Annotated in this window: 16 protein-coding genes; 9 read left to right on the top strand and 7 right to left on the bottom strand. The window is 69.9% G+C overall.

The window, feature by feature from the left end; genetic code table 11:
• Positions 1-464: 464 nt before the first annotated feature.
• Positions 465-1,205 carry an alpha/beta hydrolase gene (locus tag ACFYYH_RS27695; protein WP_388556379.1) on the bottom strand — a complete coding sequence of 247 codons (741 nt, stop codon included), beginning with the start codon at positions 1,203-1,205 and terminating at the stop codon, positions 465-467.
• Between the two features lie 384 nt (positions 1,206-1,589).
• On the opposite strand from ACFYYH_RS27695, the gene ACFYYH_RS27690 reads away from it, so the two are divergent.
• Together ACFYYH_RS27690 and ACFYYH_RS27685 are read left to right on the top strand one after the other, a co-directional pair.
• On the top strand, positions 1,590-2,594 hold the full coding sequence (locus ACFYYH_RS27690; protein WP_388556376.1) for a hypothetical protein: 1,005 nt from the start codon (positions 1,590-1,592) through the stop codon (positions 2,592-2,594).
• A gap of 1,175 nt (positions 2,595-3,769) precedes the next feature.
• Positions 3,770-4,591 carry a TIGR02391 family protein gene (locus tag ACFYYH_RS27685; RefSeq protein ID WP_388556374.1) on the top strand — a complete coding sequence of 274 codons (822 nt, stop codon included), beginning with the start codon at positions 3,770-3,772 and terminating at the stop codon, positions 4,589-4,591.
• Positions 4,592-4,639: 48 nt separating this feature from the next.
• Here ACFYYH_RS27685 and ACFYYH_RS27680 read toward each other — a convergent pair whose 3' ends face one another.
• Positions 4,640-5,050 (bottom strand): Fur family transcriptional regulator, encoded by a 411-nt coding sequence (locus tag ACFYYH_RS27680; RefSeq protein WP_388556371.1) that lies wholly within the window; start codon positions 5,048-5,050, stop codon positions 4,640-4,642.
• A 599-nt stretch (positions 5,051-5,649) separates the two neighbouring features.
• On the opposite strand from ACFYYH_RS27680, the gene katG reads away from it, so the two are divergent.
• Positions 5,650-7,881 (top strand): catalase/peroxidase HPI, encoded by a 2,232-nt coding sequence (katG, locus tag ACFYYH_RS27675; protein ID WP_388556368.1) that lies wholly within the window; start codon positions 5,650-5,652, stop codon positions 7,879-7,881.
• Between the two features lie 240 nt (positions 7,882-8,121).
• Here katG and ACFYYH_RS27670 read toward each other — a convergent pair whose 3' ends face one another.
• The gene (locus ACFYYH_RS27670) at positions 8,122-9,594 is read right to left on the bottom strand and encodes an oxygenase MpaB family protein (protein WP_388556366.1); all 1,473 of its coding nucleotides are present in this window, start codon (positions 9,592-9,594) and stop codon (positions 8,122-8,124) included.
• A complete protein-coding gene (gene uppS, locus ACFYYH_RS27665) occupies positions 9,591-10,280 on the bottom strand; it encodes a polyprenyl diphosphate synthase (protein ID WP_388556511.1) in 690 nt (229 codons plus the stop codon). Before uppS ends, ACFYYH_RS27670 begins: the two co-directional genes overlap by 4 nt.
• A gap of 456 nt (positions 10,281-10,736) precedes the next feature.
• Here uppS and ACFYYH_RS27660 point away from each other — a divergent pair, with 456 nt between their 5' ends.
• On the top strand, positions 10,737-11,897 hold the full coding sequence (locus ACFYYH_RS27660) for a hypothetical protein (RefSeq protein WP_388556363.1): 1,161 nt from the start codon (positions 10,737-10,739) through the stop codon (positions 11,895-11,897).
• Between the two features lie 285 nt (positions 11,898-12,182).
• Here the strand turns inward: ACFYYH_RS27660 and ACFYYH_RS27655 are convergent, their stop codons facing one another.
• Complete coding sequence (locus ACFYYH_RS27655) at positions 12,183-13,655, bottom strand: amidohydrolase family protein (protein ID WP_388556361.1); 1,473 nt, start codon at positions 13,653-13,655, stop codon at positions 12,183-12,185.
• A gap of 213 nt (positions 13,656-13,868) precedes the next feature.
• Between ACFYYH_RS27655 and ACFYYH_RS27650 the strand changes: the two genes are divergently transcribed.
• From ACFYYH_RS27650 to ACFYYH_RS27630, 5 genes are all read left to right on the top strand, one after another.
• Positions 13,869-14,678 carry an IclR family transcriptional regulator C-terminal domain-containing protein gene (locus tag ACFYYH_RS27650; RefSeq protein WP_388556358.1) on the top strand — a complete coding sequence of 270 codons (810 nt, stop codon included), beginning with the start codon at positions 13,869-13,871 and terminating at the stop codon, positions 14,676-14,678.
• A 149-nt stretch (positions 14,679-14,827) separates the two neighbouring features.
• Entirely contained in the window at positions 14,828-16,189 is a 1,362-nt protein-coding gene (locus ACFYYH_RS27645) for a CaiB/BaiF CoA transferase family protein (RefSeq protein ID WP_388556356.1), read from the top strand.
• Between the two features lie 28 nt (positions 16,190-16,217).
• Positions 16,218-17,231, top strand: a complete 1,014-nt coding sequence (locus ACFYYH_RS27640) for a citryl-CoA lyase (protein WP_388556353.1) — start codon at positions 16,218-16,220, stop codon at positions 17,229-17,231.
• A gap of 50 nt (positions 17,232-17,281) precedes the next feature.
• Positions 17,282-18,145: an extradiol ring-cleavage dioxygenase gene (locus ACFYYH_RS27635; RefSeq protein ID WP_388556350.1), complete on the top strand. Its 864-nt coding sequence runs from the start codon at positions 17,282-17,284 to the stop codon at positions 18,143-18,145.
• Positions 18,142-18,504, top strand: coding sequence for a hypothetical protein (locus tag ACFYYH_RS27630; RefSeq protein WP_388556347.1), 363 nt, complete (start codon positions 18,142-18,144; stop codon positions 18,502-18,504). Before ACFYYH_RS27635 ends, ACFYYH_RS27630 begins: the two co-directional genes overlap by 4 nt.
• Positions 18,505-18,589: 85 nt before the next feature.
• On the opposite strand, the gene ACFYYH_RS27625 is transcribed toward ACFYYH_RS27630, so the two are convergent.
• Together ACFYYH_RS27625 and ACFYYH_RS27620 are read right to left on the bottom strand one after the other, a co-directional pair.
• Complete coding sequence (locus tag ACFYYH_RS27625; protein WP_388556344.1) at positions 18,590-19,972, bottom strand: FAD-binding oxidoreductase; 1,383 nt, start codon at positions 19,970-19,972, stop codon at positions 18,590-18,592.
• A gap of 111 nt (positions 19,973-20,083) precedes the next feature.
• Positions 20,084-21,763, bottom strand: coding sequence for a DUF262 domain-containing protein (locus tag ACFYYH_RS27620; protein WP_388556342.1), 1,680 nt, complete (start codon positions 21,761-21,763; stop codon positions 20,084-20,086).
• Positions 21,764-22,031 lie beyond the last annotated feature (268 nt).

Here is a 22,031-nt window from a genome sequence, read left to right as displayed (position 1 = left end):
ATGGCCCTTCGGCGCGAGCCGGTTGAGCCATGCGCCGGTGGTCATCGGCTGCCGGTGGCCGGGCGTTGCCGAAACCGCACCAACAACCTTCGTGCAGTTGCTTACCCATACCAGTGCGTCGGGCTGGGAAGAACCTGTGGCGGCCCTTCGGCCGCTGCGGCGCAGGCCTGGTCCGCCAGGTCAGCGGCCCTGGCGAACGCCTACACCCGCCGCACCGCACACTGACCGTCGCATCTCCTGCCTGGGGGGATGGACCAGGTCGAGGCGGCGATCACCGAGCTGGACACCGTCATCGCTGAGGTGACAAAGCGGCAAGCCGTAGCTGCTTGGGCAGCACGGGCCCCTGCTGAGAGTTCAGCAGGGGCCCACGGTGCAGCGAGCTGCGGAGGGCCGGGACCTGTCCTCGATGAGCGGCAGGCCGGCCGACATCAGCTACCGTCTGCTGCCGGTCCGACGGCCCGGCCTCACTTCAGATGTCGGGTGAAGAACTGGGCCGCGGCGTCCCCCGCGGACTGCGGGACGCCTGTGTGCCCGCCCATATGGGCGTGCAGGGACTTCTCCTTGGAGCCGAAGGCGTCGAAAAGGTCCAGGGCCGCCTGCCGGTCGTTCCCCTCGTCGTCCCACTGGAGCAGGACATGCAGCGGAACGGTGACCTGCCGGGCCTCCTCGAACATGGCGCGAGGCACGAAACTCCCGGCGAACAGACCGGCGGCCGAGATGCGAGGCTCGACCACCGCCAGCCGGATGCCAATCGAGATCACTCCCCCCGAGTACCCGACCGGGCCGCCGATCTCGGGCAGCGAAAGGAGAGCGTCCAGGGCGGCCCGCCATTCCGGGACGGCCTTTTCGACCAACGGGAGGATGAGGGCATCGACGATCCCGTCACTGACCGGCTCGCCGGCCTCCAGCGCCCGGCGCAGGTCGGAGCGGGCCTGCTCGGCGGCGGGCCAACGGGGCCGGTCGCCGCTTCCGGGGAGCTCGATGGTGGCCGTGGCGAAGCCCTCCGCCGCGGAGTGCATGGCCCGCGCCACCAGCCGGGGATACATCCTGCGCAGCCCCAGGGGAGGGTGGCCGAGCAAGATCAGCGGCACCGGTGCGGATGCGGATGCGGATCCGGGTGTCCACAGGAGGCCGGGGATCTCATCAAGGGTGAATTCGCGTTCGAGGACACCGTCGTCGAGACGCTGCTCGGAAGTGAAATGCATGGTCGTGCCTTTCGGGAGGGCTCAGAATGGCGCTCCCGGACGACCTATCGCCCGACCATGACCCCGGAGGGGAGCACCCATGTCGATACTGCGTTCACGGGTACCACCTCCTCGGTCTCTCGCACGGCCTCCGGAAAAATAGCAGTGGTCGCCCTCGTCCGCCTAACGAGTTTTCGGGGAGTCTCCGTGGCCGGCGAGTGGTCGTCAGCACCTCGACTCGGCGTCCGAGTACGGCCGAGGCTCTCGGATGCCCCTTGGCCTACTCGTCCTTGGGCAAGCCCGGAGCGAGCCGCGCGGCGCGAGCGGCTACTCCGGGGAGAGCGCTGCCCATTCGCGGTCGAGGATGGCGTGCACCACCGCGGACACGACGATGCCGTTGTTCCGGTGTCGTCCGAGGGGCGCGATCTCCTGCGCTTCTACAAGGCCACACAGTCCGGAGAAAACGGCACCGGCTTCGCCTCGCTGCTGGCCGAGTACATCGTCAGGTCCCGGTACCCCGACCACTCGGTCTCCGTGATCCCGGCGGACGTCGCCCTGAAGGCCGGCTGGACCCTACGCGGCTCCGGTACCGGCGCTCGCCCGGAGCCGCTACAGCGACGGCCCCACTTTTTCGTCGAAGCCTGGCAACCAGGGCAGCCGTCCAAGGTCCTGCTCCTCTCCTCGAAGGGCACCCACAGCAGCGTTCATCAGGTACAGAAGCAGCTCAGTACGGCCAGCGCCCACGTGGAGTCCATGCACATCGGGCCCTACGGCACAGTCCCGTACCTCCTCATCGGCACCGAGATCCCCACCACGGAAAGCCTTGCCGTGCACATCCTGGAGGCGCCAGGCACGACCTTTCTCCGCCCACCCGGAGAGACATCGGAAGCCGACCTGGACCTCGTCCTAGGGCAGGAGAACCGTATGGCCGACGTCGCGCGGCCCACGGACCGCGGGAAGACGACCGTCCCCGGGTTCCAGGTGCTGCCCGACTCCTTCGCCTGGTTCAACGTTGTGCGGGCACGGACGGAGGCAGCCACGCTCATGGCCTTCACCGGAGGCGGCAAGCCCACCGCCCAGTACCTGACCGAGGAACAAGGGCGACGCCACTTCCAGCACGACGCCCACTCCAACACGGCCAGACTGCGCGATGCAGAGCACCGCATCCACGGCATCGACTTCGTCGGCACCGACCACATCTACCGCCTCAATGGCACCCGAGTAGAGGCGTTCTCCGGGCTCCAGGGGAATCTGTACATGCACCTCCACCACGGGCGCGTCAACGAATACCGACGCGAGGTACACGCCCTACGCGGGCAGTGGCCGGACCGCAGCACATCGGAGCAGTGGAACGCAGTGTCCATCCGCGCCGACGGGACCGTGATGGCGATCCGTCTCCGGGACGAGTGACCCGGGGGGGGCAGCGGGAGGCGGCTGGTCTGGCCGCCGGGTCCAGAGGAGTCCGTCGATCTTGTCTAGACGGTCGCCGCGTCGGTGAGCGGTCCGCGCCCGCCGGGCGACCGGCTTGTACCGCAGTCGGCCCGCACGTCCGGCCGATTCGTACCCCCGGCGAACTCCTCCCCGAGGCGTGGTCGGTCACGGCCGGTTGGTCCGAGGCCGACATCGCGGCACAGCTCCTGTGGTGCTCCCACCGCTACCGCCGTTCCGGTCCGTCTCCCGATCCGGGGCGGCCTACCTCTACCGCATTGACCTCGCCAGGCCCCGTACAGCGGATGACGCCGGCGAAGTGAGCGGCTCTCGCCAAGGCGAACTCCGACCGCCGCGTCTGCCCCAACTGCCTTACGGATGCCGGTTGCTGCATCCCCATCTCGCTCGGCGCGGGCGTTCCCTGCACCTACTCGTCCTGAGGTGAGCGCCTGGTCAGGCCACGGTGCCCTGACGTCGGCGTTTGAGCCAGACGAGCAGCGACCAGCCAAGGAACAAGCCCATCGCTACGCGTTGGCCCGACCTCCACGTGTCCTTGAACAAGGTGTCTGTGAAGGCGTACCAGCCGAGGGCGAAAACCCCTCCCACCAGATGCGTAAGGAGGAATCTCTCCTGCCATGTGTCGCCGGTCGTCCCCGCTTTGCTCCGCAGCATGTTTCCCCTGCCCAAACCGCTAATGATCACCAAGTAGGGGACCGGACGTGTGCCTGGTAAGCGTCTTCCGGCCTCCATCCAACCCCGTCGTCCGAGAAAGTCATTCAGTGAACCATAAGAGAAGAACGAACTGTTCAACCGGCGAGAACTGGAGCCGGGAGAAGGAAGGACGGAGCTTGTAGTTCCCGGACAGTGCCCGGGTGCTCACTGTGCTCCGGACCAGTCCGGAGCGGGTGATCTCGTACGGGAACCAGTCCTTCCGGCTGCTCATTGCGTCGATCTCGGGCGGTATGCGGCCAGGTCGCTGCCGTAGAGCACGAAGCGTTTGGCCGTCGTCCGCGGCCTCGTCGATCAGCTCACAACGCCACGTCCAGTGGTGGGCCGGCGGCCGGGTTCGTCGTCTTGCCACTCCCGGAATCCGCCAACCCGCGCGTTTTCGGATGTCGACTGCTTCAAGCACATCGATGACACCTACGGTCGCGCCCATGACGTCAGCAGGGCAGGTGTTGCCGGGCGGCTCGGTGGGGCGGGTGCTTCTCTGGGGCAACCGTTGTGCCGGACGTGCGTGCTGTCGCTACCTTGTGTCGATGCACGCTGCGAGGGCCATCGAGGTCTTGACGGAACTGAAGGACGAAGCCGACCGGCGCGGGATGGAGCTTCGACCGCCCGGCGCGTTCTCGTCGTGGAAAGGACGCGTGCGGTCCACCCTCATTCGTGCGCTTGGCAAGGACCACCACTTGCTGGCCGACTTCGAAGGCGTCCGTTACTCGCTGACGATGGTCATTGGGAATACCCCCGATGCAGAGTTCGCCAGGGCCTTCCTAGGAGGTTTGCAAAAAGCCTGCGGTGTCATCGAGGCGGCGATATTCGAGCTGAAGGAAGCAGGCACCAGCGACGACGCCGTGGACGAGACGGCCTTCGACCCTGACCTGTGGTCTCACGTGCAGACCCATGTTCAGAACGAGGACTGGCAGACGGTGGCGAGCCAGACCGCCATCTTTGTCGAGGACCGCGTCCGGAGATGGTGCGGAGATCCACGCAACGGCAACGGCCAGGCCCTGGTCGGCAAAGGACTCTTCGCCAGAGTATTCGCGGCTGACGCCCAGTACCGCCTCGGTAAGGAACCCGGAGAATGGGAGGGCTGGCGAGGGTTGGGCATGGGTTTCACTCAGGCGCTGAGCAACGTGGACCGTCACAACATCCAGAAGCGCAAGGACGCGAAGCGCTATGCGTTCGGCGTCCTTGGGGTAGGCAGCCTTATCCTGACCCAGCTTCGCCATCAGCACGGCGAGGACCTGTACGAGTAAATGGGCGGGAGGCGGGACCGGTTATCGCATCCCAGATCCCACTCGGCGTCAGCCGCAGGAGGGGCAGAGGCCTCGGTAGGTGACTTCGGCCTCGGTGACCGTGAAACCGAAGCGTTCCTCCGGCGGGAGGTCGGACAGGGGGTTTCCGGTGGGGTGGACGTCGCGGATGGTGCCGCAGCGGGAGCACACCAGGTGCTGGTGCGGGTGGTGGGCATTGGGGTCGTAACGCTTGGCGCGGCCCTCGGTGGAGACCTCCATGACCTCGCCGAGGGAGACCAGTTCACCCAGGGTGTTGTAGACGGTCGCCCGGGAGATCTCGGGCAGCCGCTCCGCCGCGAGGGCGTGCACCTCGTCGGCCGTGAGATGGACGTGGTCGCCGTCGAGGACCTGCGCGACGACGCGCCGCTGGGAGGTCATCCGCCAGCCACGCCCTCGCAGTCGCTCCAGCAGGTCACTCATATCGGTTCACCTATTCAGGTTTGCGGGATACCCGAAGTTTATCAGCGGACGTCCGGATCCTGATGAGATATGCCTTTGGTCTACTTCTTGACTTGGACTCCGTCCATCGTAGGATCGGTTCCGGCGATAGCCAAGGGACGGGAAGACTTCAGTACGGCAGGAGACGGAGACGTGACGGGACCACCCCCGAGCAACTGTGCGGTGCCGGCCCGCGGGTGAGAGCCGCCCGGGGCGCGCCGCTCAAGACCGTCCTGGACGGTGACCGTCCCGGGGTCGGGGCGATCGTCTCCGGGGCGCGATCGTGGGGGCCGTGTCCGCCTTCATGTCGCGCGTGGTTCCACGTCGCGTGGGGGGCTTTCGACGCGCTCACCGCGGCGGAACCCGTACGCCGTCCCGGGGCCGACCACCACCTCGTCCGCCGTCCGTACGGTGTCGTCGCCCACGTCGGCCGCACGGCCTGCGGGGCGGGCCGCCCGACCGCATCCGTCGACCACGGCTTCTCGACCCGAAGCCGAGGTCATCCGCCGGGGTCCTGTCCCGGCTGTCCCACCGCCCGCAGTTCCTGAGCACCGTGATCCGCCTGGTTCGGAAGGATTCCCATGTCAGAGAACCATGACGCAATCGTCGTAGACGCGAAGACGGAGAGCGGAGGTGGCTGCCCGGTCGCGCACGGGCGTGCCCCGCACCCGACTCAGGGCGGCGGAAACCGCGCGTGGTGGCCGGAGCGGCTCAACCTGAAGATCCTCGCCAAGAACCCCGCCGTGGCCAATCCCCTCGGCGAGGAGTTCGACTACGCCGAGGCGTTCAACTCCCTCGACCTCCCGGCCGTGAAGCAGGACATCGCGGAGGTGCTGACCACCTCGCAGGACTGGTGGCCGGCCGACTTCGGCCACTACGGCCCGTTCATCATCCGGATGGCGTGGCACAGCGCGGGCACCTACCGGATCAGCGACGGCCGCGGTGGCGCCGGGGCCGGCCAGCAGCGCTTCGCCCCCCTCAACAGCTGGCCGGACAACGGCAACCTCGACAAGGCCCGCCGTCTGCTCTGGCCGGTCAAGAAGAAGTACGGCCAGAGCCTCTCGTGGGCCGACCTCATGATCCTGGCCGGCAATGTCGCCCTGGAATCGATGGGCTTCGAGACCTTCGGCTACGCCGGCGGCCGTGAGGACGTCTGGGAGCCGGAGGAGGACGTCTACTGGGGTCCCGAGACCACCTGGCTCGACGACAAGCGCTACACCGGTGACCGGGAGCTGGAGAACCCTCTCGGCGCGGTCCAGATGGGCCTCATCTACGTCAACCCGGAGGGCCCGAACGGCACCCCGGACCCGCTCGCCGCGGCCCGCGACATCCGTGAGACGTTCCGCCGGATGGCGATGAACGACGAGGAGACGGTCGCCCTCGTCGCGGGCGGCCACACCTTCGGCAAGACGCACGGCGCGGGCCCGGCGGACAACGTCGGCCCCGACCCCGAAGCCGCCTCGATCGAGGACCAGGGCCTCGGCTGGAAGAACAGCTTCGGCACGGGCAAGGGCGGCGACGCGATCACCAGCGGCCTTGAGGGCATCTGGACGAACACCCCGGTGACGTGGGACAACAGCTTCCTGGAGATCCTTTACGGCTACGAGTGGGAGCTCTTCAAGAGCCCCGCGGGCGCGCATCAGTGGCGGCCGAAGGACGGCGCGGGAGCGGGTACCGTCCCCGACGCCCACGACCCGTCGAAGACCCACGCCCCGACGATGCTCACGACCGACCTCGCACTCCGTGTCGACCCGGCGTACGAGCAGATCTCGCGGCGCTTCCTCGAGAACCCCGAGGAGTTCGCGGACGCCTTCGCCCGCGCGTGGTTCAAGCTGACCCACCGTGACATGGGCCCGATCGCGCGCTACCTCGGCCCGGAGGTGCCGGCCGAGACGCTGGTGTGGCAGGACCCGCTCCCCGCGGTGACGCACGAGCTCGTCGACGCCGAGGACGTCGCCTCCCTCAAGAGCCAGGTCCTCGCCTCGGGCCTGTCGGTGTCCCAGCTCGTGTCCACCGCGTGGGCGTCGGCCTCGTCCTTCCGCGGCAGCGACAAGCGCGGCGGCGCCAACGGCGCGCGCATCCGTCTCGAACCGCAGAGCGGGTGGGAGGTCAACGAGCCCGACCAGCTCGCGACGGTGCTGCGCACCCTTGAGGGGATCCAGGAGACCTTCAACGCCGCCCAGACCGGCGGCAAGCGGATCTCGCTCGCCGACCTGATCGTGCTCGCCGGAGGCGCGGCCGTCGAGCAGGCCGCCAAGGCCGCCGGTGTCGACATCGAGGTCCCCTTCACGCCGGGCCGCGCGGACGCGTCGCAGGAGCAGACCGACGTGGAGTCGTTCGCCGCGCTGGAGCCGACCGCCGACGGGTTCCGCAACTACCTCGGGAAGGGCAACCGGCTGCCCGCCGAGTACCTGCTGATCGACCGGGCGAACCTGCTGACCCTGAGCGCCCCCGAGATGACGGTCCTCGTCGGTGGCCTCCGGGTCCTGGGCGCGACCTACCAGCAGTCGTCGCTCGGCGTTCTCACCACGACCCCCGGGTCGCTGACCAACGACTTCTTCGTCAACCTGCTCGAACTGGGCACGACGTGGAAGGCGACGTCCGAGGACGCGAACACGTTCGAGGGCCGCGACGCCACCACGGGCGAGGTCAAGTGGACCGCCAGCCGCGCCGACCTCGTCTTCGGGTCGAACTCCGAGCTGCGCGCGCTCGCGGAGGTCTACGCGAGCGATGACGCGAAGGAGAAGTTCGTGACCGACTTCGTCGCGGCGTGGAACAAGGTGGCGAACCTGGACCGGTTCGACCTCGTCTGATTCGTTCTGATCATGCCGTGCACGCCGAGCATGGCGTGCATGGCGTGCATGGCGTGCATGGCGTGCATGACCTGGAAGGCCCCGACCGTTCGCCGGTCGGGGCCTTCCGCGTACGCGTGACCGCCGGTGCCGCCGCCCGGCGGCGTTGTCCGGGCGGGGTTGTGGTCAAGGCGGTGGCGTTGTCCGGGCGGGGGTTGTCGTCTCCCGGCGCACCCGGCCGGTGTCCCGGTTCCTGGGCGCCTACGCGTCGGCGAGCAGTGGGTCGTACGCGGTGGAGCGCTGACGGCCCGACATGAAGGAAAGGAAGTCCTTCACGAACGCGCTGCGTGAATACCTCTCCTCGGTGCCGGGCACGGTGCGCCGGAACGCGGTCCGGAACAGGGCCCGGTACTCGTCCGCGTCGATGTACTGGTTGCCGTCCGCGTCGGTGACCTCGAAGAGAACCTCGGCGACCCTGATCAGAGCGGGCCCCGCGAGGGAAGGCACAGCGGCGGCGTACTCCTCTTTGCTGATCCGGCCGTCGCCGTCGATGTCGAGGGCCGCCTGGAGTTCCCTCCACCACTCCGCGTACGCGTTGTAGAGCCTGGTCTCCTCCGGCTCGTCCAGATCCAGGCGCGAGGACAACTCCCGTGCCATGGCGGCAAGATCGGGCCAGTCGAGGTAGCCGTCCCCGGTCTGGTCCAGGACCGTACGGAAGAACTCCTCGGCGCTCCTCCGCGCCCCCGTCCCCTCCTCGGGACCGGACTGCGTGGGGAAGGGCGTGACCAGCCTGAACAGGGCACCGGCCCGCTTCATCCGGTCGCGCAGCGCGGTGATCGTCGCGGCTCGGGGGTCATCGCTGTCGGGGGACAGATAGATGAGGCCGGCGAGGCTCTCCACCTCGATCCAGCCCTCGGGCAGGAAGCGCGCCAGGCCGGCGGCCATGTAGACGCTCTGCATCAGCGTCTGGGCGCCGGGGATCTCGGGCAGCCCCGCGCGTCGGCGGAAGGGCTCCGGGAGGGACGCCACGGTGATCGCGCCGATGACCGGGCCGGCGAGCGCGCGCCCGGCCGCCCATACGGTGGGCAGGCCGTCCAGCAGGGGCGGCGCCGGGAGATGGTCGAAGAGCTTGTAGAGGATGATGCGCAGCGCCTCTGTGTTCTCCAGCTCCGTCTCGACCATGTGGTCGTAGTACGGCCAGAACTCCCGCAACGTGGGCGGCAGATGGCCGGCCTGATCCCCCAGGACGGCGAGGAAGGCCTGGAATTCGGCGTAGAGCTGTTCCATGTCGGTCTGTTCGAGCGGCTGCCCGCTCAGCCGGCACATGGTGACGGTGCTCTCGAACAGCGTGGCGACCACCCAGGCGCGGACCTGGGGGTCCATCGCGTCGTACGGCCGGTTCCGCGCGTCGGCGCCGCTCAGCCGGGCGTGCAGGCGATTGAGCCGCGCCGCCTCCCTCTGCCGTGCGTCGTCGTCGGCACCGAACATGCGCTGGAGGCTCAGGAAGGTGTTGCGCAGCCGTCGCCAGGGGTGGGCCACGAACGTCGAGTTGTCGATCAGGGCCGCGCCGATCTGGGGGTGGGCGGCCTCCAGTACCGTGGCCCGGACCATGGCCAGCGCCCAGCGCGGGTCGTTGAAGAACCGGTGGAACTGCGAGCCCGGACCGAACAGAGCTCCGAACTGTACTTCGTGGGGACCGGTGCGCCTGGAGTGGCTGCTGTCTGTGTCGGTCACGGGAGAGGTTCTCCGTTCGCCTTCGGCGTCACGCCGCCGAAGCGGCGATTGCGTTGCTGATAGGTGTGCAGGCACTCCAAGAAGTGCGGCGCGCGGAAGTCGGGCCAGAGCACCGGTGGGAAGATCCACTCCGCGTAGGCCACTTGCCAGAGCATGAAGTTGGAGATGCGCTGTTCGCCGGAGGTCCGGATGACGAGATCCACATCGGGTGTGTCGGCAAAGGGCAGATGGGCGGCGAAGTGCCGCTCGTCGACGGCGTCGGCCGACACCCCGCTGCGGATGAGGGACCGTGCCGCCTCGACGATGTCCCTGCGTCCGCCGTGATCGAACGCCACGGTCAGCGTCATGCCCCGGTTCCTGCCGGTCAGCGTCATCAGGTCGGCGAAGTCCCGGGCCAGCGCCGCGGGGATCCTCGGGTCGGTCACACCGAGGAAGCGGCAGCGGATGCCGCGCGCGTGCAGCAGCGCGGCGTGTTTGCGTACGACGCGGCGCACGAGTCGCATGAGGAAGTCGACCTCGTTCCCCGGGCGTTGCCAGTTCTCGGTGGAGAACGCGTACAGGCTCAGCCACTCCACCCCCGCCGCCCGCGCCGCCTCGATGACGTCGATCACCGTTGCCTCCGCCGCCCGGTGACCCGACGTACGCGGTAACGACCGCTGGGCCGCCCACCGGCCGTTCCCGTCCATCACGCAGGCGACATGGCGCGGGACGCTCCTCCGCGGGCCCTCGCCGGCCGGGCGACGTGCATGCGTACGGGCCGGGGCCGGGACCGAGGCAGAAGCGCCGATGGCTCGTTCAACCGTCACATGTGCTCCCCCTGGCTGTCACCACACGGTCCTCCGCCGCCGAGCCCCGTTCGGATCGGTCCATCGACCTTCAGCAGAGTGCCGGTACCTCACCCCGGGCGCCTGGCAATCCCCGCATCTTCACTCGCCGTACGTCCGTCCGATTAGGCGATCTCGTGGGGGCCCCCGACCCGGGACCGGCCACGTCCACCGAGCCGGCCGCCGGCGTCTCCCTGTCCCCGGCAACCTCCCGCCGCCCGCCGCCCGCTACAACCCCCTACAACCATCCGCCGCCGCGGCGAGTCTGGTTCGTGGTCCCCGAGACCGAACTCCTGATCGAAAAGGAAGGATTCACCTGTGCACGTACGGCACTTGCTGCGTACCGCGGCCGCCTCACTGACACTCGCCGCCACCCTGCTCACGGCCGGCGGCGCCGAAGCCGCGGGAACGGCAGCCGGCTCGGAGGTCTCCGGCTCGGACGTCTCCGGCTGGGAGGTCTCCCTCTCCGGCGCCGGCCCGGCGGAGTCCCTGATGTCGGTCTCCGTCATCGACGAGAACCTGGCCTGGGCGGTCGGCAGAAAGGCCCAGCACGGTGTCATCATGCGCTGGGACGGCGTGAGATGGAGCAAGGACACCGCCCCGGGCCTCCCCGATGTGTGGCAGTGGTCGTCGGTCAGCGCGGTCTCCGCCCAGGACGTATGGGCCTACGGCTCGGCCAACAGGAGCCAGACGCTGGTCCACTACGACGGCACCCGCTGGACCACCGTTCCCACGACCGGCCCCTTCGACGACTCCTGGCCCGAGGTCCCGATCGAGGCCGTCCCCGGGCGGCTGTTCAAGGGCGGCGACGCCCTCTACACGTACGCCGACGGCACCTGGCAGACCTTCGCGTTGCCGAGCCGCGTCGACATCCGGGACATCGACGCCCTGTCGGCGGACGACGCCTACGCGACCGGCATGCGGTACCCGGTGCGCGGCGGCCATCCGGTGACCTACCACTGGGACGGGACGACCTGGACCCTGATGGAGGAGCCCCCCGTACGGACCGGTACCGACACCGCCAAGATCACCGCGGAAGCCCCGGACAGCGTCTATGTGGCCGGGTGGGCCGACGCGCCCGACGCCGCCCCGCCCATCCCGAGCGTCGCGCACTGGGACGGCACCGCCTGGCGGGACATCACCGGTTCGCTCGCCGACCTCTACCTCCACGCGATCACCACCGACGGGCGGGGCGGTCTGTGGGTCACCGGTAACGACCAGACCGAACCGGCCGAGGCCGAGCCGGTGTTCTGGCACTACGACGGCACTGACTGGACCAAGCAACCCGGAGCTCTGGCACCCGACGGTGACACCCGGTGGCCGTCCTACACCTTCTACGATCTGGCACCGGTCGGCGCCTCGGGTGGCTTCTGGGCCGTCGGCCACTACACCATGCCCATGACCCCGCAGGGTGACCAGCCGGTCAACGCCCTGATCGAGCGCTCCACGACGCTCCCCCTCACGGCGGACGCGGGCTGACGGCCTCACGCCGAAGGACGCGCACCGGTCCGCCTCACGCCGAAGGACGCGGCACCGACGACGCACACCGGCCGACGCACACCGGCCGACGCGCGCTGACGGATCCGCCGGGCCCGCCGGGCTCGCCGGACCCGCCGGACCCATCCGGGACCTGCGGAACCCGCTCGCACCAGCCCTACGGTGTGGGGCCTCACCACATGTGGTGAGGCCCCACACCGTCGCGCGTCTACGGCGCGGAGGTCGCGGCGGTAGTGAGGACGGCATCGGTGATCGCGCTCGACGCGGTCAGCGGGTGTGGGTGCTGCCGCTCTGGTAGTCGGTGTAGGTGTACGGGTTGTCCAGCACCTTCGTCTCGGGCACGTCCGGGTTCATCCCCCGCTGCCAGGCCTCCGGTCCGAGCTGGTCCTGGAGGAATGCGACGGTGCGGTCGACGGTCGCGCGGACCTGGGCCAGGTCGGTGTCGACGAGGCGGCCGTCCCTCTTCACGATGCGGCCGTCCACCAGCACGGTGTGGACATCACCGCGCTGCGCCTGGAAGGCGACCTGGCCATACGGGTTGAGCAGCGGGAACGACACGGGGGAGGCGTCGTTCTTGATCAGTACGAGGTCGGCCTTCTTGCCGACCTCGACGCTCCCGAGATCCGCCTCGCGGCCCAGCGCCCGCGCTCCGCCCCTGGTGGCCCACTCCACCACCTGTTCGGCCCGCAGCGCGGCATGGGTGACGGTCTCCCCCCGCGCGTGCGCCTCCATGTGCTCACGGGAGCGGTCGGCGCCCAGCGTGGTGCGCATCGCGGAGAACAGATCGCCGCTCCACCACACCGAGGTGTCCATGGACAGCGACACCGGGATGCCATGGGTGCGCAGCGCCCAGGTGGGCGGGTAGCCCTGGCCGGCGCTCTGCTCGCTCTCGGTGGACACCGACACGGACCCGCCGGTCGCGGCGATCCGGTGGTAGGAGTCGGCCGACAGCGACGCGCCGTGCACATAGACGGTCTCGGGGGTCATGAATCCGTGCTCGTGCATCAGCCGGATGCCGTCGTCGCCGGTCGCGCCCCAGACCCCCGCGTGTGTCGTCACCGCCACGCCGAGGTCGCGGGCGACCTCGAACGCCGGCTTCTCCGGGAAGGCGGGGTCACCGGTGACGTCGAAGGCGAGCTGGAAACCGAGCATGTCGTCACCGGTGATCCGGCGGGAGACGAAGTCGCGGAACTCCGGTGTGCCGGTCCAGGCGGCGGGCGCGTCCTGGATATTGCCGTACGCCAGGACGAATCTGCCGGGCACGGCCTCCAGCGCGTCGACGGCGGCGTCGGCGTGCTGGGTCGTCCGCAGCCCGTGCGACCAGTCGACGGTGGTGGTGACACCGGCGTCGAGCGCCTCCAGGGCGCCCAGCAGATTGCCCGCGTACACGTCCTCGGGGCGGAAGACCTTGCCCCACTCCAGGTAGTACCAGACGAAGTACTGCGTCAGCGTCCAGTCGGCCCCGTACCCGCGCATGGCCGTCTGCCACAGATGCCGGTGGGTGTCGATCATGCCCGGCATGACGATGCCGCCGCTCGCGTCGATCTCGACCGTGCCGTCCGGGACGGACAGGCCGGGGCCGATCGCGGCGATCCGGTCACCGACGACCAGGACATCGTGTCCGGCGAGCACCCGCCGGGTGGCGTCGACCGTCAGGACGGTGCCACCTCGCAGGACGACCGCACGGCCCGCAGTGTCGACGACCGCGCGGCCCGCCGTGTCATGGGTGGGGTGGCTCATCGCCTCACGCTCCTTCGCGCTTACGCGTACACCCGTCCGCTGTACGGACAGAAGCTGGTTGCGGCCACCCTCGCTCAGCCCTTCTCCGGTGTCAATGTGCCGACGTATCCCTTCCGCGGCCTTCTTCGGGCTCTGTCGTCCGCTTCGCGGACAGCGGCGGCTACCCTTCACCTGAGATCAGGCCTTGAGATCAGGCCACGAGGAGGTCGTGTCATGCCGCGTGAGGGAACCGGTCCCGACTTCATCGAGGCGCTGGCGCGCGGGCTGAAGGTCATCACGGCGTTCCGGCCGCACCGTCCGGTGATGACGCTCGCCGAGGTGGCGGCGGCCACCTCGCTGGCCCGCCCCACCGCCCGGCGGATCCTGCTGACCCTGGAGGAGCTGGGCTATGTGCGCACGGTGGAGCGCGGCTACTCCCTGACCCCCCGGGTGCTGGAGCTGGGTGTGGCGTATGTGCGGTCGATGGGGCTGTGGGACGTCGCCCGGCCACATCTGGAGCACCTGGTGACGCGTACGAACGAGTCCTGCTCGATCGCGCAACTCGACGGCTCGGACATCGTGTACGTGGCGCGGGTGTCGGTGCCGAAGATCGTGTCGCTGGCCGTGCAGATCGGCACCCGGTTCCCCGCCCTGGCGACCTCGCTGGGGAAGGTCCAGCTCGCGGCCCTGCCGCCGGACGAACTGGACGCGGTGCTGGCCCAGCCGACGCGCTCCGGGCTGGTGGCCCGCTGGCAGCCCGACCGGGCCGAGCGCGACGCCGAGCTGCGGGACGTACGGGCGCGCGGATGGGCGCTGACCGACGAACAGCTCACCCGGGGCATCCGGTCGGTCGCGGCACCTCTGCGGGACGGGTCGGGCCGCGTGATCGCCGGGATCAACGTCAACTGCCACGCCGCCGAGACGACGGTGGAGTATCTGCTCGAACACCATCTGCCGCTGCTGTTGCAGGCCGCGGGTGACATCAGCGCGGACTTCGCCCGCGTCCAGGACGTGCCGCACGTGACCGCCTCGGCCGCTTCCTGAACCGATCTCCCCGGCCCCCCGCAGAGCCCCGCGCCTCCGCGCCGCACCCCCGCGCCGCGCGTCCTCGCGCCCTTGACCGGTGGCCGTCTCCGGCGGCAGACTCGGGTGGCGGACACTAGTCCGCTGTACGAACGGATGAGGCGAGACAGATGGTCGACGACTCCACGGCCAGCACGGCGGGAGCAGGTGCCGCGGCCGGTCCGGGCCTCGTGTCCGCTCCGGGCCCCGCGTCGGAGGCAGGCCCCGTATCGGAGGCGGCCCCCGCGTCCGGGCCGCTGTCGGGGGTGCTGGTCGCGGACTTCTCCCGGGTCCTCGCCGGCCCCTACGCCACGATGCTGCTCGCCGACATGGGCGCCGAGGTCGTCAAGGTCGAAGGCCCCCAGGGCGACGAGACGCGCACCTGGATGCCCCCCGTACGGGACGAGGTCTCCACCTACTACCTCGGGGTCAACCGCGGAAAGCGCTCGATCGCCCTCGATCTGCACGCCGACGCCGACGCCGAGGTCGCGCGGGAGCTCGCCCGCCGCGCGGACGTGGTCATCGAGAACTTCAAACCCGGCGGTCTGGCCAAGTACGGCCTCGACTACGACAGTGTGAGCGCCGCCAACCCCGGCGCCGTCTACGCGTCGATCAGCGGGTTCGGCACCGGCGCGGGACGCCATGTCCCCGGCTACGACCTGATGGTGCAGGCCATCTCCGGTCTGATGAGCCTTACGGGCGACCCGGACGGGCCGCCGTACCGGGCCGGGATCTCGGTGTTCGACGTGATGGCCGGCAACCACGCCGTGATCGGCATCCTCGCCGCGCTGCGCCACCGCGACGCGACCGGCCAGGGCCAGCACGTCGAGGTCAATCTGCTGTCCTCGGCCCTCACGGGGCTGGTCAACCACAGCTCGGCGTACGCGGCCGGTGGCGTGGTGCCGTTCCGGATGGGCAACGCCCACCCCAGTGTCTTCCCGTACGAACCACTGCCCACCGCGGACAGCCAACTGATCGTCGCCGCGGCGAACGACGGGCAGTTCCGCAGGCTGTGCGACGTCCTCGGCCTCTCCGGCCTTCCCGAGGATCCGCGGTTCGCGCACAACGCCGACCGCACCAGGAACCGGGAGGAGCTGCGCCCCCTGCTGGAGGAGCGGCTGGCCACCCGAGGCGCGGTGGAGTGGTTCGAGGCGCTCACCGCGGTCGGGGTACCGTGCGGGCCCATCAACACCATCGACGGCGGCTTCGCCATGGCGGAGCGCTTCGGGCTCGATCCCGTCGTCGAGGTCGGCGAGGGCGAGCGCGCGGTGCCGACCACCCGCAATCCCATCCGGTTCTCCGCCACCCCGGTCGGCTATCTGCGGCCCCCTCCGGAACTCGACGAGCACGGCGCCGAGCTGCGCGACTGGCTGACCTCCCGCCCGCAGGGCGACAGTGGACCGGAGGAGGCGGCCGGCGGACCGGAGGAGGCGGCCGGCCGGCCGGAGACAGCCGGTGGATCCCCCTCCGGAGCCTCCGGAGACACACGGTGAACGCCCCAGGAGCCCCAGGAGGCAGCCGGTGACCGACCAGCCCCGGATCCGACACCAGAACCAGCCCGAACCGCAGTCCCAGCCTCAGACCGAACCGCGATCCCGGCCCCAGCCCGAATCTCGGTCCCCGTCCCCTTCCCGGCCCGTCTACGAGACCGCCCTCGGCGCGTCCTCGCTGGAGACGATCACGCTCCTCGGCCATGACCTGGCCGAGGACATCATGGGCACGGTCGGGTTCGGCGAGCTGGCGTTCTGGCTGGCCACCCAGCGCCGTCCGACCAAGGGCGAGACCCGGGTGTTCGAGGCCGTCCTGGCGGCGCTCGCCGACCACGGCTTCACCCCGACCGCCATCGTCACGCGGCTGACGTATCTCTCCGCGCCCGACTCGGTCCAGGGCGCGCTCGCCGCCGGTCTGCTCGGCGGCGGATCGCGTTTCCTCGGTGTCACCGAGGACTGCGGGCGGTTCCTGCACGACGTACTGGACTCGGTCGAGGGGCCCCTGCCGGACGACGACGCCGGGTGGGACGCCCTGGCCCTGAGGACCGTGACGGCCCGGCGGGAAGCGCGCGCCTTTGTCCCCGGCCTCGGACACCATGTCCACAAGCAGGGCGACCCGCGCACCCCGCGCCTGCTGCGGATCGCCGCCGAGGAGAACCTCCACGGCCCGCATCTCTCCCTGTTCGCCGCCATCGGCCGCGTGCATCCCCAGGTCCTCGGCAGGACCCTGCCGCTCAACGGTGCCGGTGTCTGCGGCGCGGCCCTGGCCGATCTCGGTCTGCCGCTGGAGCTGCTGCGCGGCTTCGCGCTGCTCGCCCGTACCGCCGGGCTGATCGGCCAGCTCGCCGAGGAACTGCGCCACCCGGTCGGCAACGACATCTTCCTGTCGGTGGACCTCAACAACCAATCCGTCGCCCCCGATCCCGACCCCGCCGGGCAGTACGGGCCGTACCCGCCCGAGCGGCACACCGGCGAACAGCACGCCCCCGATCCCCACACCCCCGTCCCCCACACCCCCGTCCCCCACTCGCCCGAGCAGCACTGATCCCGGGCTGCCCCCGCCCCGGGCACCCGGCCGAGACAAGGAGGGCCGAGATGGCCGAGCTGGTCGCGGTGATCGCGTCCACCCACCATCCCTTCTACTACCGCACCAGCACCTCCACCGGAGCGGACCGGCCGCCGTTCGCCGACGAGTGGGTCCGCAAGATCGAGGCGTTCCGCGAGACCCTCACCCGGGCCCGTCCCGATGTGCTGGTGATGGTGGGCTCCGACCACTTCCACCAACTGTGGCTGGACAACATGCCGCAGTTCCTGGTCGGCAAGGCCCCCTTCTACGACGGGAACTTCTCCAACGAGCAACGCGAGTTCGGGCTGCCGAAGATGCTGCTCAAGGGGCAGGAGGACCTCTCCGCCCATGTGCTGCGCCAGGGCCTGGACGCCGGGTTCGACCTGGCGTTCTCCAACGAGCTGCGGATCGACCACTCGATCACGTGCCCGATCATCACGCTGCGCCCCGAGGCCGACCTGCCGATCGTGCCGATCTACACCAATATCTTCGCCCCGCCGCTGCCCCAGCCGAAGCGGTTCGTACAGCTCGGCCGCACCATCCGGGAGGTGATCGAGTCCTGGCCCTCGGACCAGCGGGTCGCGGTGATCGGCACCGGGCATCTCTCGCTGGAGCTGGGCGGTCCACGGCAGTTCGGGCCGACCGGCCCCGACCCGCAGTTCGACCGGAAGGCCGTCGGCTGGATCGCGGGCGGTGACATCGAGGAGTGCCTCGCCGAGGTCAGCCTCGACAGCCTGCACCTGCCGGGCAACGCCACCCATGGATTCATGGACTTCATGCTGATGATGGGCGTCGCCGGCGAGGGCAGGAAGGCCGACTACGTCGACACGCTCGACCTGTTCCACACCATGGAGGCCTACTTCACCTGGTACCCGAACGGAGAGCCGGCGTGAGCAAGTACCTGCTGAACAAGTTCCTCTACACGGTCGACCGTGATCCCGAGCTGGTGGAGCGCTACCGCACCGACCCCGTGGCCACCGTCGAGCGGTGGGAGGCGGAGTACGCCAACCGCCTTCTGAACTGCGTCGGCGGCGAGGCCACCACCTGGCTGGCGTTCGACGACACCGAGCGGGCCGCGCTCGCCGGTCACGACTACCCCAAGCTGTTCGAGCTCGGCGCCCATCCGTTCCTCACGCTGACACTCTTCATCGGCATGTTCGAACGCGACTACCCCGAACCGCTCGGATTCCAGCTCGAGTACGCCCGGCGCGTGTCGCATGTCCCGATGCCCTACCCCGACATCTCGACCTGACCCGCCCGCACACGACCTGACCCCGCGCTCCCGGGGACCCAGGTCGCCCGCCCCGCCCCGCTCCCGCCCCCGGGCGCGCGGGGTGCTAGGCGGGCGCGGGCTCGATGTTCTGGTTCGCGTGGAAGAGGTTGTACGGGTCGTAGCTCCGTTTCACTTGCGCGAGCCGGTCGTACTGGGCACCGAAGGTGGACCTGACCCGGTCCTGGCCCTCGTCGGCGCCCATGAAGTTCATATATCCACCGCCCATGGACTGCGGGTGCAGCTCCTCCCAGTAGTCGACGCACCACTGCCTGACCTTCCCGGCGTTGGCGGGGTCGGGGTCGATGCCGGCGACGACCCCCGACCAGACGGCGTCCCGGTAGCCCCAGGCCGTGGCCCCCGGGTCCACGCGGTGGGCGGCTCCGTCGACCGGGTACAGATGCATGGTCGACAGGGCGGTGGGGATGGCCTCCGCGTAGGTGGCGTGGACGGCGATGGCCTCGTCCGTGACGCGGTCGAAGAAGTCTCCGCGCCAGTACCACTGGAGGCCGGGGGGCATCAGCCCGTCGAACATGGACTGGAGCGCGGGGTACGGCATCGGCGTGGTGAAGTGGAAGGCGGGCGCCGCGGGCCGGGTCACGGGGGCGAAGACCTCGTCGGTACGGTCCAGGTCCCCCGTCCAGCACCAGATGACGCCGCACATCGTCCGCCCGTGGATCTCCTCCGGGAACGGCGCGGCGGGCGGAACGACCAGCTGCGCGTAGAAGCCCGTCAGGTCGTCGGGTGCCCGCGGCAGGAACTCGCGGTACCACTCCAGCACCTCGCGGAGGTGGTCGAGCGTCCAGAGGGTGATCGCGAGAGCCACGGTCCCCACGGGGTGCAGCCGGAAGGTGAACGAGGTGACGACGCCGAAGTTCCCGCCACCCCCGCGCAGCGCCCAGAACAGATCCGGGTGGTTCCGCTCGTCCGCGGTGACGAAGCGCCCGTCGGCGAGGACGACATCGGCGGACATCAGGCTGTCCACGGTCAGCCCGTACTTACGGGTGAGATGCCCGTGTCCGCCGCCCAGGGTGAGGCCCCCGACGCCCGTCGTGGAGACGATCCCGGCGGGGACGCCCAGGCCGAAGGCGTGAGCGGCGTGGTCGAGGTCGCCGAGCAGAGTGCCGCCGCCGACCTCGGCGGTCCGCGCCACGGGATCGACCCGTACCCAGCGCATCGGCGACAGATCGACGGTGACACCGCCCTCCACCAGGCTCAGACCGGGTCCGCTGTGTCCGCCGCCCCGGACCGCCAGCTCCAGACCGTGATCGCGTACGGAGGCGACCGCGTCCATGACGTCCCCGGCGTCCGTACACCGCACCACGGCGGCCGGCCGCCGGTCGACCATGGCGTTGTAGACCGTGCGGGCCTCGGGGTACTCCGGGTCCTGCGGTGTGATGACCGGACCGCGCAGTGCGCCGCGTAGGGCCTCCAGAGCGGTGATGTCCATGGCGACCTCCTCCGACACCTCCACCCTCCCGCCGACCGGCACACCACGCATCCCCGCGCGCCGCACCCGTACCGCCCTTCCGTACCGCCGAAGGCCCTCCAGCTCCCGGCTCTACAGCTCCCAGGCGCCGCTGAGCGCGGCGATCAGCATTTTCTGGCGCGCCTCCAGGGTGGCGGGGGTCCAGCGGTCCGCGTTGACGACCTGGGCGGTCAGGGCGAAGTTGACGACTCCGAGCCTGCCGGTGAAGTACCTGGCCTTCTTCGTGGCGAAGTCGTAGTTCCGTGCCTCGGAGTTCTTGTAGCGGTTGAGCAGCACCAGATTGCCCAGCCGGTTCGTCCAGTACTGCCGCTGGTCGTCACCGAAATCGGCGAGCCACTGAGAGCCCTGTCTCGGATTCTGGGGGAGTACGTGCTCGACCGTGATCAGCGGGTGCTCGTAGGAGACGCCCGAGCCGTTCGCCAGGATCTCGTCGAGCCGCAGCAGGACGTACTTCCGGGTCCTGATGTCCAGATACAGCGGCCCCTCGATCCGCTCGCGGGTCGCGGCCCGTTCGAGTTCGGTGAGGCGCAGGGAGGAGGAGTCGAGCCCGTGGCCTGCGTCCAGCTCCCGCAGCAGTTCCGCGTACCGCTGGACACGCGGTGTCGTGTACACGCGGCGGATGAACATGCTGGCGGCGAGACGCTCCAGAGCCTGGAGGAACCTGTCGAGCCACTCCGGGTCCGTCCCGTGGTTGCGCAGCGCCCAGAGCGCCGAGGGCCGCCAGTCGTTGTTGTCGATCTGCACCAGCCGCCGGAACCACGCGTTGACCCGCTCGGCGCCGGATTCGGCGCGGTAGGCGTGGTCCCGGATCTGGGCGTAGGCGTCCGCGTACGGCACCAGGACGTCGTTGACGAAGTGCTGTGCCTTGCCCGGGAGGAAGTGCGGTTCCAGGACCTGCTTGGAGAACTCCTTGAGCAGTTCCGCCTTGGCCCGCTCCTTCGCGTAGATCATCCGCAGATGCAGGAAGAGATCCGCGAAGTCGTCCCGGCCCAGAGCCTCCTCCGCGTCCTCCCACTTGGCCGCCGCGATGTCCGCCGCGTCGCCTTCGCCGAGGTCGCCGATGATCCGGGACTTGAAGATGTCCGCCGGGGACAGATCGAGCCCCCGGGAGTTCATGACACTGAAGATCCGGTGGGCGCTGTTGAGATCGGGCGTGCTCACCACCACGAGGTAGGTACGCACGATCAGCATCTGCACCAGTGCGAGCCGGCGCTCGGCGGTCCATGAGGACAGTTCCTTGTGGAGCGCCTCCGCGTTGGCCCGTACGGCCTTCTGCGCGTCGGTCTTCAGGCCGGCCGCCGGCAGGTCGGGCAGGGCGAGGACGGCGCCCTTCGTCTGTACGTACGCGCGGAAGAAGTCCGCGTCCTTGGGGCGGAGGGTCAGTCTCGGCCTGGCCGAGAGCCCCTTGGAGATCTTCCCCGGTTCGGAGACCGCGGCGTCCAGCTCGTCCCGCAGCCCGGGGTCCTCGGCCAGGTCCCGCAGCACCGCGAGCAGGATCGTCAGGGTGGTCAGCCGCTGCTGTCCGTCGATGACGTCCGCGACGGACTGGGACGGCTCCTTCACCAGGACGATGGATCCCAGGAAGTACGGCTCGTCCGAACCGCTGTCCAGGGCCTCCACCAGGTCGGAGAGCAACTGCTGTGCCTGCTCGACCTCCCACGCGTACGGACGTTGATACGTCGGGATGCGGAATTCGTAGTCGCTGCAGAACACCTTGTCCAGCGGCATCTCGTGAGCTTCGAGCTGCTTCATACGGTCATCGTTTCGCGGCACGGGCGCTCATGCCCGGAAAACGGGGATACTGCCGACCGTCGTACGACACAGGCCACGCGGGGCGGGCCGGGCCTACGCGGCAGGGCGCGGCGGGCCGACGCGGCGGGGCGGCGGGCCTACGCGGCAGGGTGGGGCGGGGGGCCGACGCGGCAGGGCAGGGCGGGGGGCGCGGGGCGGACCGGGCGGCGCCGGTCGGAGGACGCGGACCCGGACGACCCGGACCCGGACCCGGCCCCGGACCCAGTCC

This window comes from Streptomyces sp. NPDC002018 (genome assembly GCF_042890865.1).
Classification (GTDB): domain Bacteria; phylum Actinomycetota; class Actinomycetes; order Streptomycetales; family Streptomycetaceae; genus Streptomyces.
Note: the sequence above shows the minus strand (reverse complement) of the source record. Positions and strands in the feature narration are given on the sequence as shown.

Excerpts from the sequence above, each read along its gene's own strand:
- ACFYYH_RS27680 (WP_388556371.1), bottom strand. The coding sequence starts at position 5,050 with ATGAGTGACCTGCTGGAGCGACTGCGAGGGCGTGGCTGGCGGATGACC.
- ACFYYH_RS27645 (WP_388556356.1), top strand. The coding sequence starts at position 14,828 with ATGGTCGACGACTCCACGGCCAGCACGGCGGGAGCAGGTGCCGCGGCC.
- ACFYYH_RS27650 (WP_388556358.1), top strand. The coding sequence starts at position 13,869 with ATGCCGCGTGAGGGAACCGGTCCCGACTTCATCGAGGCGCTGGCGCGC.
- ACFYYH_RS27685 (WP_388556374.1), top strand. The coding sequence starts at position 3,770 with ATGACGTCAGCAGGGCAGGTGTTGCCGGGCGGCTCGGTGGGGCGGGTG.
- katG (WP_388556368.1), top strand. The coding sequence starts at position 5,650 with ATGTCAGAGAACCATGACGCAATCGTCGTAGACGCGAAGACGGAGAGC.
- ACFYYH_RS27635 (WP_388556350.1), top strand. The coding sequence starts at position 17,282 with ATGGCCGAGCTGGTCGCGGTGATCGCGTCCACCCACCATCCCTTCTAC.
- ACFYYH_RS27620 (WP_388556342.1), bottom strand. The coding sequence starts at position 21,763 with ATGAAGCAGCTCGAAGCTCACGAGATGCCGCTGGACAAGGTGTTCTGC.
- ACFYYH_RS27625 (WP_388556344.1), bottom strand. The coding sequence starts at position 19,972 with ATGGACATCACCGCTCTGGAGGCCCTACGCGGCGCACTGCGCGGTCCG.
- ACFYYH_RS27695 (WP_388556379.1), bottom strand. The coding sequence starts at position 1,205 with ATGCATTTCACTTCCGAGCAGCGTCTCGACGACGGTGTCCTCGAACGC.
- uppS (WP_388556511.1), bottom strand. The coding sequence starts at position 10,280 with ATGGACGGGAACGGCCGGTGGGCGGCCCAGCGGTCGTTACCGCGTACG.
- ACFYYH_RS27655 (WP_388556361.1), bottom strand. The coding sequence starts at position 13,655 with ATGAGCCACCCCACCCATGACACGGCGGGCCGCGCGGTCGTCGACACT.